The following is a 17,030-nucleotide window of genomic DNA, read 5'->3' on the forward strand; positions in this document are numbered from 1 at the left end:
AGAAAAACATCAAGATATCACTATGGATTATAAAGCCAAAATGCTAAAAGAAGATGCCTTAAAAGGAAAAGCCATCGTAGTAACCGGAGGCGGAAGCGGCCTGGGAAAAGCAATGACAAAATACTTCCTGGAACTGGGAGCTCAGGTAGCTATTACTTCCCGAAACCTGGAAAAGCTTAAGACCACGGCCGAAGAACTGGAAAAAGAAACCGGAGGTGAGTGCCTCGCGCTTCAATGCGATGTGCGTCATTACGATCAGGTGGAGGCGATGCTTCTGGCTACATTGGATGCTTTCGGGAAGGTAGATGTCTTACTGAACAATGCTGCCGGGAACTTTATTTCTCCTACCGAGCGTCTTTCTGCAAATGCTTTTGATACCATCATAGATATTGTGCTTAAGGGAACCAAGAACTGTACGCTGGCATTCGGAAAACACTGGATAGAAGCAAAACAGGAACATTCAACCGTACTCAATATCGTAACTACCTATGCGTGGACTGGTTCGGCTTATGTGGTTCCTTCGGCTACAGCAAAGGCCGGAGTTCTTGCCATGACCCGAAGTCTGGCGGTGGAATGGGCCAAATACGGAATACGCTCCAATGCCATAGCACCGGGGCCATTTCCGACTAAAGGAGCCTGGGACCGTCTGTTACCCGGAGAACTTAAAGAAAAATTTGACCTGGCTAAAAAAGTCCCTCTCAAACGCGTGGGTGATCACCAGGAACTGGCCAATCTTGCTGCTTACCTGGTTTCCGATTTTTCGGCCTATGTGAACGGGGAAGTAATTACCCTGGACGGTGGTGAATGGTTAAAAGGCGCAGGACAGTTCAATCTGCTCGAAGCTGTACCGGAACAAATGTGGGATATGCTGGAAGCCATGATAAGGGCTAAAAAAACCAAATAAATTTCCCTGTCGGAAAAATTCTTTGTTAATAATTTATAAATAATAGTGCCAAATTGAAATACATTTGGCATTTTTATTGTAGTAATATTACTAATAAATAATTAAGGTAACTAAAGCAAAACACTAATTAAATCATGAAAAACAACAAATGGTTGAGCCTGTTGTTGTCTGCATTGGTATTCGGATCAATGTACGGCCAGGTCACCAAAACACCAGACAAACAATTTAATGGTTCTATAGGAACTGAAAAATTACCGGTAGATCCCAATGTCAAGATCGGGAAATTATCAAACGGCCTTACCTATTACATCAGAAATAACGGAAAACCTGAAGACAAAGTAGAATTGCGACTTGCCGTAAATGTAGGTTCTATTCTTGAAGACGACGATCAGAGAGGATTGGCTCACTTTATGGAGCATATGAATTTTAACGGGACAAAGAATTTTAAGAAGAATGAACTGGTAGATTACCTTCAGAGTATCGGAGTTGAATTCGGGGCCGACCTGAATGCATATACAAGTTTTGACCAGACCGTTTATATCCTCCCTATCCCCAGTGACGATCCTGAAAAACTGGAAAAAGGATTCCAGATCCTGGAAGACTGGGCAAGCGGCGCCCTTTTAACCGAAAAAGATATCGATGAGGAAAGAGGTGTTGTTCTGGAGGAATACAGGTTAAGCCTGGGAGCCGATACCAGAATGCTTCAAAAGTACCTTCCTATTATCGCAAATAACTCCAAATACGCAGAGCGTTTACCGATCGGGACCAAGGAAAGCCTGGAGAATTTCAGCTACGAGAGCTTAAGAAGGTTCTATAAAGACTGGTACCGTCCGGACCTGATGGCCGTAGTAGCTGTAGGAGACCTGGATGTGGAAACGCTTGAAAAGAAAATAAAGGATCATTTCGGAGGGATAAAAGCCTCTAAAAATCCAAGAAAGAGAGAAAGCTTCACCATTCCTAATCACGAAGAGACCTATATAGCTATAGAAAGCGATAAGGAAGCTCCTTTTACCAGGGTGCAGGTACAATACACGGACAAAGGAAAAAAGGGAAAGACAGAAACTGTTCAGGATTTCCGCGCCAACCTTGTTGAGAATCTGTTTACTCAGATGATCAACAATCGTTTAAGCGAATTGAGAAATAAACCTAACCCGCCTTTTGTATTTGGTTTTTCCTTTCACGGAGGAACACTGGCTCGTGATAAGGAAGCTTATCAGTCCAGCGCTACTACAAGCGAAACGGGACAGCTAGCAGGACTTAGGGCATTACTGGAAGAGAACGAAAGGGTAAAGCGCTATGGTTTTCAGGAATCTGAATTTAAAAGAGCCAAAAAGAATTACCTGGCGAGCCTGGAAAGAGCTTATAAGGACAGGGACAAGCAGGAATCTAACCGTATTGTCGGTTCTTACATAAACAATTACCTTAACGGAAGTCCTATAACCGGCATCGAATGGACATATAATTTTGCTCAGGCCGAGCTTCCGAATATCAAGCTGGAAGAAGTGAATGCCCTTATCAAGGACTTTTTACATGATGATAACAGAACAGTAATACTTACGGGCCCGGAGAAAGACGGACTTAAAAAAGTTACCAAAGACGAAGTAAGTGCGCTTTTAAAGGAAGTTCAGACAGCCGACATCAAACCCTATGAAGACGGGAATACAAGAACTCAGTTAATGACCTCATTGCCCTCTAAAGGAAATATTACTTCCAGAGAGACCAATGATAAACTGGGAATCACAACCCTTACTCTGAGCAACGGTGCAAAAGTGGTTTACAAGAAAACCGATTTTAAAAACGATCAGATCTTGTTTGAAGCTTATAGTTTAGGGGGAACTTCCCTCTATTCCGATCAGGTATTAAAAGAAGCGGCACTGGCTAATGGCGGACTGGCTGAAGCAGGTGTAGATGGGCTTTCCGTAAATGATCTGAGGAAAGTATTATCAGGGAAGATCGTTAACGTAAGACCCTTTATAACTTCATTGACCGAAGGATTCAGAGGATCTTCAACTCCAAAGGACCTGGAATCTTTGTTCCAGCTGGTGCATTTGTATTTCACAAAACTCAATAAAGACAAGGATGCTTATACTTCCTATGTAAGTAAACAAAAAGGGTTCCTGGCCAATCTTAAATCCAATCCTCAGTTTTATTTTTCCATAGAGCGTGGTAAATTCCTGAATGAGGGGAATCCGAGATTTTTAGGTTTTCCAACCGATGAAGCCTATGATAAAGCCAATTACGATCTGGCTTATGAAAAATACAAGGAGCGCTTTGCCAATGCGGGCGATTTTAATTTCTACTTTGTCGGGAACATAGATGAAGCAAAGATTGCCGAACTGGCGGAAACTTATCTGGCTTCCCTCCCATCAAATGGTACGAAGGAGAATTTTAAGGTATACGACTTCAGGCCTAAATCCGGTTCGCACGAGTTTACAGTAAAAAAAGGAAAAGATCCTAAAAGTCAGGTAAGTATCGCATATAGTGGGGAAACCACATATGACAGAAAAGAAGCCCGTTTATTGAGTGCCCTTGGAAAGATCCTGACCATTAAGCTGGTTGAAAAGCTCAGGGAAGAAGAAAGTGGTGTTTACGGAGTTGGTGCCCGTGGTTCTATCGGTAAGCTCCCATATTCATCCTTTAATTTTACGATCTCATTCCCTTGCGGACCTGAAAATGTTGAAAAGCTAACAGCTGCGGCACTGGCGGAAGTTCAGAAGATCGTAGATAACGGACCTGAGGAAGCAGATGTAACCAAAGTAAAGGAAAGCCTTTTACTGGAACGCAAAGAGCAGATGAAACAGAACCGTTTCTGGCTGGCTACCCTTAAGAATGCAGACTACCTCGGGAACAACTTGAATGATCTGTCTAAGTTTGAAAGCAATGTAGAAGCATTGAATGCCAAAGACATTCAGGCAGTAGCAAAGAAATACCTTACCAAAGGTTATATAAAATCTGTCTTATTTCCTGAGACAGAATAGATTGTATTTTAAAATTTTAAAGAGCGGCCCAAAAGCCGCTCTTTTTCATTTGTAAAACTGTTAACAAAATTGATTTTTTAAACCCATAAATAATTGTATTTTTATCGCACTAAATCTATAAATGCTTATGGGCAAGATTATTGCTATCGCAAACCAAAAAGGTGGAGTAGGTAAAACTACTACTTCTGTCAATTTAGCAGCTTCCCTCGGAGTACTGGAGAAGAAGGTATTGCTTATTGACGCTGATCCCCAGGCCAACGCCACTTCCGGTTTAGGTATTGATGTTGAAACGGTTGAGACTGGAAGTTACCAATTACTTGAACACACTGTTTCTGCCAGAGATACTGTAGTAGGAACCGAATCCCCGAATGTTTCCCTTATCCCGGCTCATATTGACCTTGTGGCCATAGAAATTGAATTGGTAGACAAGGATTCAAGAGAGTATATGTTGAAGAATGCTATTAATGACCTGAGGGATGAATACGATTACATTCTGGTGGATTGTGCGCCCTCACTGGGATTATTAACGTTAAATGCACTTACTGCAGCAGATTCTGTGATTATTCCTATCCAATGCGAGTACTTTGCACTGGAGGGGCTGGGAAAACTGCTTAATACCATTAAGAGTGTACAAAAGATACATAACCCGGATCTTGATATTGAAGGCCTGCTGCTAACTATGTATGATGCCAGGTTACGCTTGTCTAACCAGGTAGTGGAGGAAGTTCAGAAACACTTCAGTGAAATGGTATTCAAGACCATTATCCAGAGAAATGTACGTCTGAGCGAAGCTCCGAGTTTCGGTGAAACCATCATCGATTACGATGCGACAAGCAAGGGTGCGACAAATTACTTAAATTTGGCCCACGAAATAATTAAAAAAAACAAGGAAACGGTATAAATGGCAAAGGCAACTAAGAAGCAAGCTTTAGGAAGAGGATTATCAGCATTACTTAAAGACCCGGAAAACGATATCCAGTCTGTAAACGATAAAAATGCCGATAAAGTTGTTGGAAATATAGTGGAACTCGATATTACCTCCATTGAGGTGAATCCGTTTCAGCCCAGAACCAATTTTAATGAAGAGACCTTAAAAGAACTGGCCTCTTCCATTAAGGAGTTAGGGGTTATTCAGCCGATTACCGTTAGAAAATTAGACTTCGATAAGTACCAGCTCGTATCGGGAGAAAGGCGTTTTCGGGCATCCAAACTGGTAGGCCTTGAAAAGATCCCAGCCTACATCAGGATCGCAAACGATCAGGAATCCCTGGAAATGGCACTGGTAGAAAATATTCAGCGTCAGGACCTCGACCCTATCGAGATCTCCCTGTCCTATCAGCGTTTAATAGATGAAATTCAGCTTACGCAGGAACAGTTAAGTGACCGTGTAGGGAAAAAACGCTCTACCATAGCCAACTACCTCAGACTTCTTAAACTCGATCCTATCATTCAAACAGGAATGAGAGACGGTTTTGTAAGTATGGGACACGGAAGGGCACTTATCAACATTGAAGACAAAAAGGTACAATTAGAAATTTACGAAAAGATCATTACCGAATCTTTATCGGTTAGGGATACGGAAACCCTGGTTAGAAATTACCAGGAAAAGAACAAAGATCCTGAAAGCCCTGCCGGAAAAACTGCCTCTCCTCAACTTCCTACATATATTTCTGATAGTATAGATGAGATAACCGAATACTTTTCTTCTAAAGTAGACGTTAAAGTAGCAAAGAACGGGAAGGGTAAACTGATCATTCCTTTCCATTCCAAGGAAGATTTTATTCGCCTAAAAAAACTTTTTAAATAGTGGCAGGCAAACCATTCATTTTATTGATCTTTTTTTTCTTTTCTCTTTCCGTTAGCGCTCAAAAAAAAGAAAGGGATACTATTCTGGTTACAGATAGTCTACTGTTAAAAAGCAGATACAATCCCCTATCTCCCAGTAAAGCGGCTTTTTATTCGGCAGTTTTACCCGGTCTCGGGCAAGCTTATAACAAGAGTTACTGGAAGATCCCTATTGTTTACGGAGCCCTGGGAACAGGAATCTTTTTTTATATAGATAATTCCAACGAATATAATCGGTTCAGGGATGCTTTTAAAAGGCGTCTTGCAGGTTTTCAGGATGATGAATTCTTCGATATTAACGGAGATATGTCCGGGCCCGATGTGTCAGATCAGGCCTTACAGGATGCTCAGGAGACCTTTCAGAGAAACCGGGAACTGGCATTGATAATTACCGTGGGACTCTATGTACTCAATATTATAGACGCCAATGTAGACGCCCACCTCAAGCAGTTCAATATTGACGATGATCTTACTTTTCAGCCTGTGATTTTCCGGAATCCCATAGATTACAGATTAAGTACAGGCTTCTCCATAAAATATAAATTTTGAAATGAAAATAGCACTTTTAGGGTACGGTAAAATGGGTAAAGCAATAGAAAAAATTGCTTTGGATCGCGGACACGAGATCGTACTTAAAATAGATAAAGACTCTTCAGATTACAATATTTCCGATGCAGATGTGGCCATAGATTTTAGCTTACCTTCCGCTGCCTTTAGCAATATATCCACCTGCCTTGAGAATAAGGTTCCGGTTATCTCGGGAACTACGGGCTGGCTGGAGAATTACGACAAAGCGGTAGATCTCTGCAACGAGCATAAAGGGGCCTTTATCTATGCCTCCAATTTCAGTCTGGGGGTTAATATCTTTTTCCAGCTAAATGAATATCTGGCCAAAATGATGAGTAATCTATCTCAATACGATATCAGTATGGAGGAGATCCATCATACCCAGAAACTGGATGCTCCCAGTGGAACAGCTATAAGCCTGGCCGAAGGGATTTTAAAGCATACCGATAAGACTGCCTGGAAACTGGATGAAGCCGGAACCAACGAGATCCCTATCGTAGCAAAAAGGATAGAGAATGTTCCCGGTACTCATACCATCAATTACAACAGCGAGGTAGATAGTATAGAAATTACACATACAGCCCATAGCAGACAGGGTTTTGCTCTTGGAGCCGTTATCGCGGCCGAATGGATCATCGGAAAAACCGGGGTTTTTAATATGAAAGATGTGTTAAATCTCAGTTAAAAAGAGTAACAATTTAAAAGAACAGGGCACAAAACATAAAGACGTAAATTATGACAATGACACAATGGCTCATATTTTTTATAGTTATCCAGATAGTACATTTTCTGGGAACCTGGAAACTATACGTTAAAGCAGGAAGAAAAGCCTGGGAAGCGATCGTCCCTATCTACAATGCTATTGTTTTAATGCAGATCATCAACAGGCCTAAATGGTGGGTTATCCTCTTGTTTATCCCTATCATCAACCTTATCATGTTTCCGGTGATCTGGGTAGAGACCATAAGAAGCTTCGGCAGGAATTCCAGAAACGATACTATCCTGGTAATACTCACTCTCGGTTTCTATATTTTTTATGTAAACTACGCTTTAGACGTTAATTATATTGAGGACAGAAGTTTAAAACCTCGTACCAATACAGGCGAGTGGGTAAGTTCTATTCTCTTTGCAATAGTAGCTGCCACTATGGTTCATACCTATTTTATGCAGCCCTATGTAATTCCGACCTCTTCGTTGGAAAAGACCCTTCTGGTTGGAGATTTTCTCTTTGTGAGCAAGTTTCATTATGGCGCCCGTACTCCAATGACTACGGTAGCGGCACCAATGGTTCACGATACCATTCCGGTGGCAAAAATAAAATCTTATACAAACAAGCCTCAGTTACCTTATTTCAGGTTACCAGGCTTTCAGAATATAAAACGCAACGAGATAGTGGTGTTTAGCTGGCCAACGGATACAGTACGTTTCTTCAGGGATCGTTCTAATATCCATATCCAGAAACCTATCGATAAGAAGTCCAATTACGTTAAAAGATGTGTGGGTATTGCGGGAGATTCCCTGGAATTGAGGGATGGTTATGTTTATATAAACGGAAAGAGATCCGATCTTCCCGACCGTGCAAAGCTACAGTTCTCTTATTCGGCAACTACGAACGGGCAAACGAATTATTCCTCTCAATATCTTTATGACAGATATGATGTAAATCCGGGTGAAGGAGGAATGGTGAGTAACAATCAACTGGAGTTTATTTCGCTATCGGAAGCTGCAGCCGACAGGTTACAAAACAACCCGAGTATTATAGATGTTCAAAGGAATATATCACCAAAAGGAAGTTATGATCCGCGTATCTTTCCTCACAGCAATAATTTTAACTGGAACCAGGATAATTTCGGTCCTATCTATATTCCTCAGGCCGGAAAGTCGGTAGCTTTAGACCTTGAAGTACTTCCGCTTTACAGCCGTATCATCGAAGAATATGAGGGAAATACTCTCAGAGTTGAAGGTAATCAGATCTTTATTAACGATCAGTTGGCAGACAGTTATACCTTTAAGCAGGACTATTACTGGATGATGGGAGACAACAGGCATAATTCCGAAGACAGCAGATACTGGGGTTATGTTCCTTACGATCATGTTGTAGGAAAGCCGGTATTTATCTGGATGAGCTGGGATAGTAATGCCAATGGTATTATGAACAAGATCAGATGGGAAAGGCTGTTTACCACTGTTGGTGGTGAAGGAAAGCCTGTTTCCTACTTCAAATATTTTGTAATATTACTGGGTGGATGGTTCCTCTTCAGTTATATCCGCAAAAAGAGGAAAAAAGCCTGATCACATAAATTGTTTAAGAATAATATAGGTAACCGTTGAAAACTTTAATTCATCCCGCCTATTTTCCATCCGTGGCGCACTTTGTTAGCCTGGTAAATTCGGAGGTTCTCATCTTTGAAGCAGAAGACAATTATCAGAAGCAAACCTACAGGAACCGGATGTATATTTACGGAGCGAACGGAAAACAATCGCTTACCGTTCCTATTAAACACACAGGAGAGAACAGGCAAAAATATAAGGATGTCAGGCTTGAACACAGCTTTAACTGGCAGAAACAACATTGGAAAAGTATACAAACTGCCTATAGGACTTCTCCCTTTTTTGAATTCTATGAGGATGAGCTGGCACCGGTTTTTGAGAAAAAGCACGAGTTTTTAATGGACCTCAATTTTAAGACCATTGAACTCATATCGGATATTCTTCAAACAGACCTGCAATTCGAAAAAACAACACTGTTTGAAAAGCAACCGGAAAATATTAATGATCTTAGGTGGCTGATTGAAGCCAAACGGGAACCCGTACACGGTTTTGAAACCTATACCCAGGTTTTTGGTGACAAACACGGCTTTCTGGAAAATCTGAGTATTCTGGATCTTATCTTTAATGAAGGTCCTAACAGTAGCAGCTACCTGGAGAATCAGAAAATAAAGGCTAGATAATGCTTCGTTTTTTTATTCATTACGGCTTTCACTTTATTTTCCCTTTTCTGATTGCCTATGTTTTCTACAGAAAAAAGTACTTTAGAACCTATCTCATTCTAATATCAGGGATCCTTATCGATATAGATCATTTATGGGCTTCCCCTGTTTTCGATCCGGATCGTTGCAGTGTGGGTTTTCACTTTTTACACAGCTATCCTCTTATTTTACTTTATGTTGTTTTATTTGCTGTAAAGAGAACACGGATTGTTGGTCTGGCACTACTGCTGCACATCCTGGCAGATGCTATCGATTGCCTCTTAATGCCTTAGAAGATAAGGGAGCTGCTTACCGGGTAGTGATCGGAATACCGCTCCTTAAAGTTCTTATGAGAGATTACTTCCATCTCTCCGTCTACCATAATAAAATCTATTCTGACCGGGAAATATTTAAAATCGAAGGTCTTTCCGAAACCCTTTCCGGCCTCTTCAAAAGTATCTTTCATATCCCCTCTTATCTTTTTGTAGATATTGGAGTATTGGGTATTGTTAAAATCGCCGCAAACTATCTTTTTATACATGCAGGTCTCCTGGTGCTTATTAAAGATATTTGCCTGTGCTTGCTGAATGGCAAACGAGGTTCCTATCCGTTTTAAGAGCCGTCCGGAATTCTTCTGGCTCAGATCTTCCTTTTCCGGATTTATTCTCAGGGATTCCAGATGCAGGTTATAGATACGGACCGTATCATCGTTTTTTACGATATCCGCATAAATTGCGTTATTCCCCGTATCCGGGAATTCCAGGGAGCCCCTGTCAACAATAGGGAATCTGGAAAAAATGGCCTGTCCCGTCTTCTGGTTCTCTGTTTTGTATTTAATATAACGATACGGATAATGATCGAACATAGCCTCTTTCTCAAAGTAGAATTCCTGAAGGCAAAGGATGTCCGGGTCCTGGTCTTTCAGGAAAGTGCTTATTTTATCTGCTATCCCCTCATCATCTATCCATTCATAGACATTGAACAGTCTTACATTATAGCTCATAAGTGAAACAGCTTCTGCCCTCTCCTTCGTCTTACCAAACGGGAGTTTATAAAAAGAAAAAACATGTTGATATCCCAGTAAAAGGATCAGGAAAGACAGCAGGAACTGTTTTTTTAAGCGGAGGATCCAGTAGAGCATAAACATGAGGTTAATAACGATAAGTATAGGAACCGTAAGGCTTAATACCGAAAGCGAAGGGAAACTTCTGGAAAAAATATAGGGCAAGGCATAGGAGAGCAGCAAAAAAGCTGCAAATACCGAGTTTAAAAGAAAAATACCCTTATTTACTAAACGAAGTTTACTCATATCCTACTCCTTACCTGCCTTGAACAGATAATCCTTTTCCTCTTTGGATAGGCTTTCATATCCACTTTTACTGATCTTATCTAAAATATCATCTATTTTTTGCTGATGTTCATTCTTATCTGCGTTCTTTCCTTTGGACTGAGTAGCTCTGCCCTGTTTTTTATGAACGGTTTTCAGGGGCGATCTCTTTCTTGCTGTAAAAAGGTTTAAAAAGCCGGATACGAGTCTTTCAAACCATACGCCTATATCTTTTCCGTCATGAAGTTTTTTGGCATACATAAAGCCCAGAAGCGCACCTCCCAGGTGTGCAATATGTCCTCCGGCATTACTTACCGGAATTTGTACCAGGTCAAGTAAAACAAAAAATACTGCGAGGTACCAGAGCTTTATATTAAAAAAGATAAGTCTTATTTCCTGGTTAGGTATATAGGTACACACAAATACAAGAATGGCCATAACTCCTGCGGATGCCCCGATAAGCACCGAATTCTTGGTAAAGAAAACCGGGAAGATATTATAACTCAACAGAAAGAAGAGTCCTCCGGTGATAAGGCCCAGGAAATACACATTTAAAAAACGGCGTCCCCCGAACAAATTGGTAAACATGCGTCCGAAAAAGAACAGCAGATACATATTCCAGAAAATATGCCATATCCCGCCATGAAAAAAGGCGTATGTGATAAGCGACCAGGGTTGAGTGATAAAATCCGAAAAACGTTCAGGTAATTGAAATTTGTTGACAATAAAATTCCTGTCCAGCCCAAAAAGAAAAGGGAGCAGTGCATTGATCACATATACAATGATATTAATGACAATTAACTTCTCAACTACCGAAAGTCGTGCGTATTTATATTTCAGATCATTAGATATACTCATTAATCCCAGCGATTTTTATTAAACTGATTTCTCTTCCAGTACCACATCATCACAAATCCGAAGAAAGCACCTCCAAGGTGGGCAATATAAGCCGTATTACTCGGACTGAAAATAGAATACCCGGTCAATGCAGAGAACAGGTCCAGTCCTATAATAGCCGGAATAAAATATTTGGCCTTAATAGGAACAGGGAAAAAGATCAACATTAAACGGGATTCGGGGTACAACATTCCAAACGCTACCAGCACCCCCATTATTGCTCCGGAAGCACCTACCATCGTAGTTCTGTATGAATTAGCAACCTTCGCCATATTTCCGTCTGTAAATCCATAGCCGGGTTTCAGCTCTCTGACTGCCTGCTCTATATTTTCAACACTTATCCCGGAAGCCGTCAGTTCGCTCATTCCGATCTGATATTGTGCATAATCCACTCCCAGAGCGATCAGAGCGGCACCCAGACCGGCTGAAATATAAAAGAAAATAAATTTCCTCTTTCCGAAAGCCTGTTCCACCGGGCCTCCGAACATCCATAAAGCAAACATATTAAAAAGAATATGCTGAAAATACACTGTCGATCCGCCTCCGGGTGTAGGTACATAAGAGGCGTGCATAAACATATGCGTAAGGATCTGCCATGGTTGAAAAAGGTCATTTTTCGGAAAATGAAGGGCAAATAGGTTATTAAAAAGGTTTTCGCTAGCTCCTATGGTCAATGTGGCGATCCACATTAATATATTGATAATAATCAGGTGCTTTACCGTTTCAGTGATTCTCATCATCTCTTACAAAAATTTTTTATCCAGTTCTTCTCCGGTTATAGTAATATATGTTGGTTTGTTTAAAGGAGACAGTGTGGGTTCCTTGCATGCAAACAAATCGTTTACCAGGGCCTCCTGCGATTCCTTCTGTAATAATTCTCCTGTTTTAACTGCCAGGGCCTTGCTCAGTGTCTTGGCCAGCAGATCTGCCTGTGAAAAGCTACTGTCGGGTATCTCCTCCTGAAAATCAGCCAGTAACTGATCGAGAATGATACTGACCTCGCTTTCACTTACATTCATCGGAATTCCGGTAATTTCTATGCTTTCATCTTCAATCTTTGAAAAAGCAAAACCTGTATGCTGCAGGCTTTCCTTTAACTCCTTTATTAAAACCGTCTCCGTTTTTGAGTAATTCAGAACCAGCGGAAAAAGTAATTGCTGGCTCAATGCCTCTTTTACCGTGATATTTCTCAGGAACTGCTCGTATAATATACGTTGATGCGCTCTGTACTGATCTATGATCACCATTCCCGATTTAATACTGGTAACAATATATTTTCGATGCATCTGATAGGTAGATGCCGTTGTTTGTCCTTTTTCTTCTTCCTCCGGGAATAAATTCCCCGAAAGGTGTTCCGACTCGACTTCCAGCTGGGTAAATTGCTCTTCTTTTGTATCCCCGGTTTCCAGGCCTACATACAGGCTTTCCCAGCCCGCGGTATTTTCCTTTTTATAAACAGGTTTTGTCTGGGTTTTTACCTTGCCTTCCTTTTCTTCAAAAGGATTAAAATTCGAATCGACTTCAATCGTTGGAAAGTTTGCTCCCTTATCCTTAAAATCATAAGGGGTATCCAGGTTGGAATCCCTTTCAAAATCGAGCACCGGCGCAATATTGAACTGCCCCAGACTGTGTTTGACTGCGGACCTGAGAATTGCGTACAAAGTGTGCTCGTCATCAAACTTTATCTCTGTTTTTGTGGGATGTATATTAATATCTATGGTAGTCGGATCTACTTCCAGGTACAGGAAATAACTCGGATACGTCTGTTCTTTGATCAGGCCTTCAAACGCGCTTAAGATCGCATGATGCAGGTACGGGCTTTTAATAAACCTGTTGTTTACAAAAAAAAACTGCTCCCCCCTGCTCTTCTTTGCAAACTGGGGTTTTCCAATAAAACCGGAGATCTTAACCACTTCGGTATTCTCCTCTACAGGAACCAGTTTTTCATTGGTCTTGGTCCCGAAAATATGAACAATTCGCGGCCTGAGGTTAGAGACCGGAAGGGCAAATAATTCATTTCCGTTGTGATACATTTCGAAGTGAACACCCGGATGTGCCAGGGCAACTCTCTGGAATTCATCAATGATATGGCGTAACTCCACCTGATTGGATTTCAGGAAATTCCTTCTGGCAGGGATATTAAAAAATAGGTTCTTTACAGAGATGGAGGTGCCTTCGGGGGTGGTAGTCACTTCCTGAGAAACAAGCTTTCCCCCTTCAATCCTGATCTGTGTACCCAGTTCTTCCGTTTCCTGGCGGGTATTCATCTCTACATGAGCAATAGCCGCAATAGAAGCCAGAGCTTCTCCTCTAAAACCTTTTGTGTTTAACTGGAAGAGATCTTCTGCAGAACGGATCTTGGAAGTTGCATGCCGTTCAAAACTCAAACGGGCATCGGTATGGCTCATTCCCACACCGTTATCTATTACCTGGATAAGGGTTTTTCCTCCGTCTTTGACCACAAGTTTAATGGAAGAGGATCCTGCATCAATTGCATTTTCCACTAATTCCTTTACCACAGATGCGGGGCGTTGTACCACCTCACCTGCAGCTATTTGGTTTGCTACATGGTCTGGTAAAAGCTGAATAATATCGGCCATTAAAAAAACTTGTCTAAGTTAACATACCTCAAAGCTACCAGGGTGAACATCAACAGGAGAATAACAATAACATAGAGGCGTAGACGAGCGTCTTTATCTGCCCCTTTTTTGCGAATAGTCTTCCAGTCTTCTCTGTAACTCTTTCTTCGGTATCCTTTAAAATAATCTTCATCATCCTTGACTTCCTTACGCTGCATCAGGTTTTCCAGACGTTCCTTACGCTCATCATAATAACGCGGAGTGTAATTATAAGTTTTGTTTTTTTGCTGCTTAAAAAGTGTCGGAAGTCTCATAACATTAAAAATGTATTAATCAAAAATACTTAAAATAGCAGATATAGCCTTGGTTGAGTTCCTAAAAAATGTTAACAAAGTACTAGGCTCCGGCCTCACTGAAACTATAATTGCAGGAAATAAAATGATTAAAATATATTGCCTGTACAGATTAATCAGCAATATCTATGCCACGGAAAGAAGCTTTATTTTCCCAATACTGCCATCTTAATTGCAGCAATGGCGGCTTCGGTACCCTTGTTCCCATGCTTTCCGCCACTTCTCTCAATGGCCTGTTGCATGTTGTTATCTGTGAGTACGCAAAAAATAACAGGAGTATCGAATTGTATATTCAGTTCCTTGATCCCCTGGGCAGTTGCACTACATACGAAATCAAAGTGCTTGGTCTCTCCCTGAATAACACTTCCGATAGCAATTACCGCATCAACTTTGCGGGTTTGAAGCATTTTTTTACAGCCAAAGGTCAGTTCATAGCTTCCCGGTACATTCCAGCGTTCAATATTTTCCGCTTGCGCACCACAGTCTATCAGAGCCTCATAGGCCCCGCTAAATAAACCTTCGGTAATATTTTCGTTCCATTCAGAAACAACAATCCCAAACCGAAGATCTTTCGCGTTTGGGACTGAATTTTTATCGTAATGTGATAGATTTTTATTTTCGGTAGCCATTACTTAAGCGTTTCAGCTTTTCCAATAAAAGTATCTATATCTCTTCCTTCCACTGTATTAGGGAACTCTTCTTTAATACGGTTAAAAAACTTTGCTGCTTTGTCATACTGATTAAGGCTCAAGGCAGTTTTTCCCGCTTTTAATAAAAATCTCGGAGTAGTAAAATCGTTTGTACTGTGTGAGATGGCTTTCTCATAATAATTAAGTGCGTCATCCAGCTGGTTCAATTGTGCAAAAGCATCTCCCAGGCCACCTTTGGCAAGTGCTCCAAGGATCTCATCATCTGATGAAAAACCTTCCAGGTGAGATACTGCTTCCTGATACTTATTCATATTCAGGTAAGCCATTCCTGCACTGTACTTAGCAAGGTTAGCCGCTTTAGTACCACTGTACTTATCGATAATATCTAATAATCCGTATTTCCCTTCACCTCCGTTAAGGGCCAGGTTGTATAATGAATCGTTATCTGCTGTGTTTACAGCCTGATCAAAATATTGCTGTGCGAAGAATAATTCGTTAGAAGCTTCTCTTTCTTTCGGCTTCTGAACAAACTGATTATAGGCCAGATATCCAAGGATCCCGACAACTATAACTCCGATGATCCCCAATATATATTTCTGGTTTCTGGCAACCCATTCCTCCGTTCTCGAAGCACCTTCATCCAGGGTACTAAAAACCTCTGCAGTTGTGCTCTGTTCCTCTAACTGATTTTCAACCTTTTGTTTAGCAGATTTGTTTCCTCTTTTCTTATATGTTGCCATAATTCGTGATTTGTGCGGCAAAAATAAAATTTTATTTGAAAAAGGAAAGCCTATTTATTTGATAATTTTCAATAATTTACCATTATTTTGCAGAAATTCGGCTCATCATCCGCCTATTAGAATTCAACAATGTTTTTAAAGAAACTCTCACTCATCAATTATAAAAATTTTTCCTCTCAGAATTTTGAGTTTGACAGCAAGATCAATTGCCTGGTAGGAAACAACGGGATTGGAAAAACCAATGTGCTCGATGCCATTTACACTCTGTCCTTCGGAAAAAGTTACTTTAATCCCATTGCCTCCCAGAATATAAAGCACGGAGAGGACTTCTATGTGATAGATGGCGAGTTTGAAAAGGATGAGCGCGAAGAAAAACTGATCTGCAGCCTGAAAAAGGGGCAAAAAAAGGTAATTAAGAGAAATTCCAAAGCCTATGACAAACTATCAGATCATATAGGTTTTATTCCCCTGGTCATAATTTCGCCCGCAGACAGGAACCTTATTACCGAAGGAAGTGAAACCCGGAGGAAATTTATAGACAGTGTAATATCGCAGTCTAACAAGGCTTATTTAACCCATTTGATCGGGTATAATAAGATACTCAGCCAACGTAATTCCCTTTTAAAATATTTCTTCCTGAATAATACTTTTGACCCCGACACCCTGGCCGTTTACAATGCACAGCTAAGTGAGCTCGGGGGCCTGATCTTTAAAGAGCGTAAAGCATTTCTGGAAGAATTCATTCCTATTTTTAAAAAGAGGTATACCGATATTTCGGGAGCTAAAGAGGTGGTAGACCTCAGTTATGAAAGTCAGCTTCTGGAAGGGGAAATGGATACACTTTTAGAAAATTCCCTTTCCAAAGACAGGGTGGTCCAATATACCACCGTAGGGATCCACAAAGATGATATCAGCCTGAAGATAGAGAATTATCCGGTAAAAAAATTCGGCAGTCAGGGACAGCAGAAATCTTTTCTTATTGCCTTAAAGCTGGCTCAATTCGATTTTATGAAATCGCTGAGCAAAGTAAACCCCATCCTGTTGCTGGATGATATTTTCGACAAGCTTGACGAGAACAGGGTAGCCCATATCATCAAGATGGTGGACAATGAAGATTTCGGGCAATTATTTATCAGTGACACCCATGCCGACCGAACAGAAGCCGTTGTAAAAGAAATACACCAATCGTATCGGATGTTCGAGCTCTGAGTTGTAATTTTG

17 protein-coding genes are annotated in these 17,030 nt (G+C 40.9%); 10 read left to right on the forward strand and 7 right to left on the reverse strand.

Annotated features, from left to right (window positions below; genetic code table 11):
- Positions 1–22: 22 nt before the first annotated feature.
- The 9 genes from GWK08_RS01635 to GWK08_RS01675 all read left to right on the forward strand — a co-directional run bounded on the left by GWK08_RS01635 (position 23) and on the right by GWK08_RS01675 (position 9,556).
- Positions 23–904 (forward strand): SDR family oxidoreductase, encoded by an 882-nt coding sequence (locus GWK08_RS01635; RefSeq protein ID WP_163605165.1) that lies wholly within the window; start codon positions 23–25, stop codon positions 902–904.
- 134 nt (positions 905–1,038) lie between these two features.
- Positions 1,039–3,882 (forward strand): M16 family metallopeptidase, encoded by a 2,844-nt coding sequence (locus GWK08_RS01640; RefSeq protein WP_163605166.1) that lies wholly within the window; start codon positions 1,039–1,041, stop codon positions 3,880–3,882.
- A gap of 127 nt (positions 3,883–4,009) precedes the next feature.
- Positions 4,010–4,783, forward strand: a complete 774-nt coding sequence (locus GWK08_RS01645; RefSeq protein WP_163605167.1) for a ParA family protein — start codon at positions 4,010–4,012, stop codon at positions 4,781–4,783.
- Complete coding sequence (locus GWK08_RS01650; RefSeq protein WP_163605168.1) at positions 4,784–5,689, forward strand: ParB/RepB/Spo0J family partition protein; 906 nt, start codon at positions 4,784–4,786, stop codon at positions 5,687–5,689. It begins immediately after the preceding gene.
- Positions 5,690–5,712: 23 nt separating this feature from the next.
- Complete coding sequence (locus tag GWK08_RS01655) at positions 5,713–6,276, forward strand: DUF5683 domain-containing protein (RefSeq protein ID WP_204335982.1); 564 nt, start codon at positions 5,713–5,715, stop codon at positions 6,274–6,276.
- 1 nt (position 6,277) lies between these two features.
- Complete coding sequence (gene dapB, locus GWK08_RS01660) at positions 6,278–6,979, forward strand: 4-hydroxy-tetrahydrodipicolinate reductase (protein ID WP_163605169.1); 702 nt, start codon at positions 6,278–6,280, stop codon at positions 6,977–6,979.
- 50 nt (positions 6,980–7,029) lie between these two features.
- On the forward strand, positions 7,030–8,586 hold the full coding sequence (gene lepB / locus GWK08_RS01665; RefSeq protein WP_163605170.1) for a signal peptidase I: 1,557 nt from the start codon (positions 7,030–7,032) through the stop codon (positions 8,584–8,586).
- 35 nt (positions 8,587–8,621) lie between these two features.
- The gene (locus GWK08_RS01670; protein WP_163605171.1) at positions 8,622–9,245 is read left to right on the forward strand and encodes a WbqC family protein; all 624 of its coding nucleotides are present in this window, start codon (positions 8,622–8,624) and stop codon (positions 9,243–9,245) included.
- On the forward strand, positions 9,245–9,556 hold the full coding sequence (locus tag GWK08_RS01675) for a DUF6122 family protein (protein ID WP_163605172.1): 312 nt from the start codon (positions 9,245–9,247) through the stop codon (positions 9,554–9,556). The genes GWK08_RS01670 and GWK08_RS01675 overlap by 1 nt, the downstream gene beginning before the upstream one ends.
- Here the strand turns inward: GWK08_RS01675 and GWK08_RS01680 are convergent.
- From GWK08_RS01680 to GWK08_RS01710, 7 genes are all read right to left on the reverse strand, one after another.
- A complete protein-coding gene (locus GWK08_RS01680) occupies positions 9,553–10,572 on the reverse strand; it encodes an endonuclease/exonuclease/phosphatase family protein (protein WP_163605173.1) in 1,020 nt (339 codons plus the stop codon). The two genes, GWK08_RS01675 and GWK08_RS01680, sit on opposite strands and share 4 nt — an antisense overlap.
- Before the next feature lie 3 nt (positions 10,573–10,575).
- Positions 10,576–11,448, reverse strand: a complete 873-nt coding sequence (locus GWK08_RS01685) for a rhomboid family protein (protein WP_163605174.1) — start codon at positions 11,446–11,448, stop codon at positions 10,576–10,578.
- Positions 11,448–12,227, reverse strand: coding sequence for a rhomboid family intramembrane serine protease (locus GWK08_RS01690; protein WP_163605175.1), 780 nt, complete (start codon positions 12,225–12,227; stop codon positions 11,448–11,450). Before GWK08_RS01690 ends, GWK08_RS01685 begins: the two co-directional genes overlap by 1 nt.
- Positions 12,228–12,230: 3 nt before the next feature.
- Positions 12,231–14,087: a DNA mismatch repair endonuclease MutL gene (gene mutL / locus GWK08_RS01695; RefSeq protein WP_163605176.1), complete on the reverse strand. Its 1,857-nt coding sequence runs from the start codon at positions 14,085–14,087 to the stop codon at positions 12,231–12,233.
- Entirely contained in the window at positions 14,087–14,380 is a 294-nt protein-coding gene (locus GWK08_RS01700) for a hypothetical protein (RefSeq protein WP_163605177.1), read from the reverse strand. The genes mutL and GWK08_RS01700 overlap by 1 nt, the downstream gene beginning before the upstream one ends.
- A 185-nt stretch (positions 14,381–14,565) precedes the next feature.
- Entirely contained in the window at positions 14,566–15,048 is a 483-nt protein-coding gene (gene ribH, locus GWK08_RS01705) for a 6,7-dimethyl-8-ribityllumazine synthase (RefSeq protein ID WP_163605178.1), read from the reverse strand.
- Entirely contained in the window at positions 15,048–15,809 is a 762-nt protein-coding gene (locus GWK08_RS01710) for a tetratricopeptide repeat protein (RefSeq protein WP_163605179.1), read from the reverse strand. The genes ribH and GWK08_RS01710 overlap by 1 nt, the downstream gene beginning before the upstream one ends.
- 129 nt (positions 15,810–15,938) lie before the next feature.
- Here GWK08_RS01710 and recF point away from each other — a divergent pair, with 129 nt between their 5' ends.
- A complete protein-coding gene (recF, locus tag GWK08_RS01715) occupies positions 15,939–17,018 on the forward strand; it encodes a DNA replication/repair protein RecF (RefSeq protein WP_163605180.1) in 1,080 nt (359 codons plus the stop codon).
- Positions 17,019–17,030 lie beyond the last annotated feature (12 nt).

Source organism: Leptobacterium flavescens, from assembly GCF_010671605.1.
Classification (GTDB): domain Bacteria; phylum Bacteroidota; class Bacteroidia; order Flavobacteriales; family Flavobacteriaceae; genus Leptobacterium; species Leptobacterium flavescens.

What these genes read in the sequence shown, in the direction of transcription:
- GWK08_RS01635 (WP_163605165.1), top strand. Translation starts at nt 23, where the DNA reads ATGGATTATAAAGCCAAAATGCTAAAAGAAGATGCCTTAAAAGGAAAA.
- GWK08_RS01640 (WP_163605166.1), top strand. Translation starts at nt 1,039, where the DNA reads ATGAAAAACAACAAATGGTTGAGCCTGTTGTTGTCTGCATTGGTATTC.
- GWK08_RS01645 (WP_163605167.1), top strand. Translation starts at nt 4,010, where the DNA reads ATGGGCAAGATTATTGCTATCGCAAACCAAAAAGGTGGAGTAGGTAAA.
- GWK08_RS01650 (WP_163605168.1), top strand. Translation starts at nt 4,784, where the DNA reads ATGGCAAAGGCAACTAAGAAGCAAGCTTTAGGAAGAGGATTATCAGCA.
- dapB (WP_163605169.1), top strand. Translation starts at nt 6,278, where the DNA reads ATGAAAATAGCACTTTTAGGGTACGGTAAAATGGGTAAAGCAATAGAA.
- lepB (WP_163605170.1), top strand. Translation starts at nt 7,030, where the DNA reads ATGACAATGACACAATGGCTCATATTTTTTATAGTTATCCAGATAGTA.
- GWK08_RS01675 (WP_163605172.1), top strand. Translation starts at nt 9,245, where the DNA reads ATGCTTCGTTTTTTTATTCATTACGGCTTTCACTTTATTTTCCCTTTT.
- GWK08_RS01680 (WP_163605173.1), bottom strand. Translation starts at nt 10,572, where the DNA reads ATGAGTAAACTTCGTTTAGTAAATAAGGGTATTTTTCTTTTAAACTCG.
- GWK08_RS01685 (WP_163605174.1), bottom strand. Translation starts at nt 11,448, where the DNA reads ATGAGTATATCTAATGATCTGAAATATAAATACGCACGACTTTCGGTA.
- GWK08_RS01690 (WP_163605175.1), bottom strand. Translation starts at nt 12,227, where the DNA reads ATGATGAGAATCACTGAAACGGTAAAGCACCTGATTATTATCAATATA.
- mutL (WP_163605176.1), bottom strand. Translation starts at nt 14,087, where the DNA reads ATGGCCGATATTATTCAGCTTTTACCAGACCATGTAGCAAACCAAATA.
- GWK08_RS01700 (WP_163605177.1), bottom strand. Translation starts at nt 14,380, where the DNA reads ATGAGACTTCCGACACTTTTTAAGCAGCAAAAAAACAAAACTTATAAT.
- ribH (WP_163605178.1), bottom strand. Translation starts at nt 15,048, where the DNA reads ATGGCTACCGAAAATAAAAATCTATCACATTACGATAAAAATTCAGTC.
- GWK08_RS01710 (WP_163605179.1), bottom strand. Translation starts at nt 15,809, where the DNA reads ATGGCAACATATAAGAAAAGAGGAAACAAATCTGCTAAACAAAAGGTT.
- recF (WP_163605180.1), top strand. Translation starts at nt 15,939, where the DNA reads ATGTTTTTAAAGAAACTCTCACTCATCAATTATAAAAATTTTTCCTCT.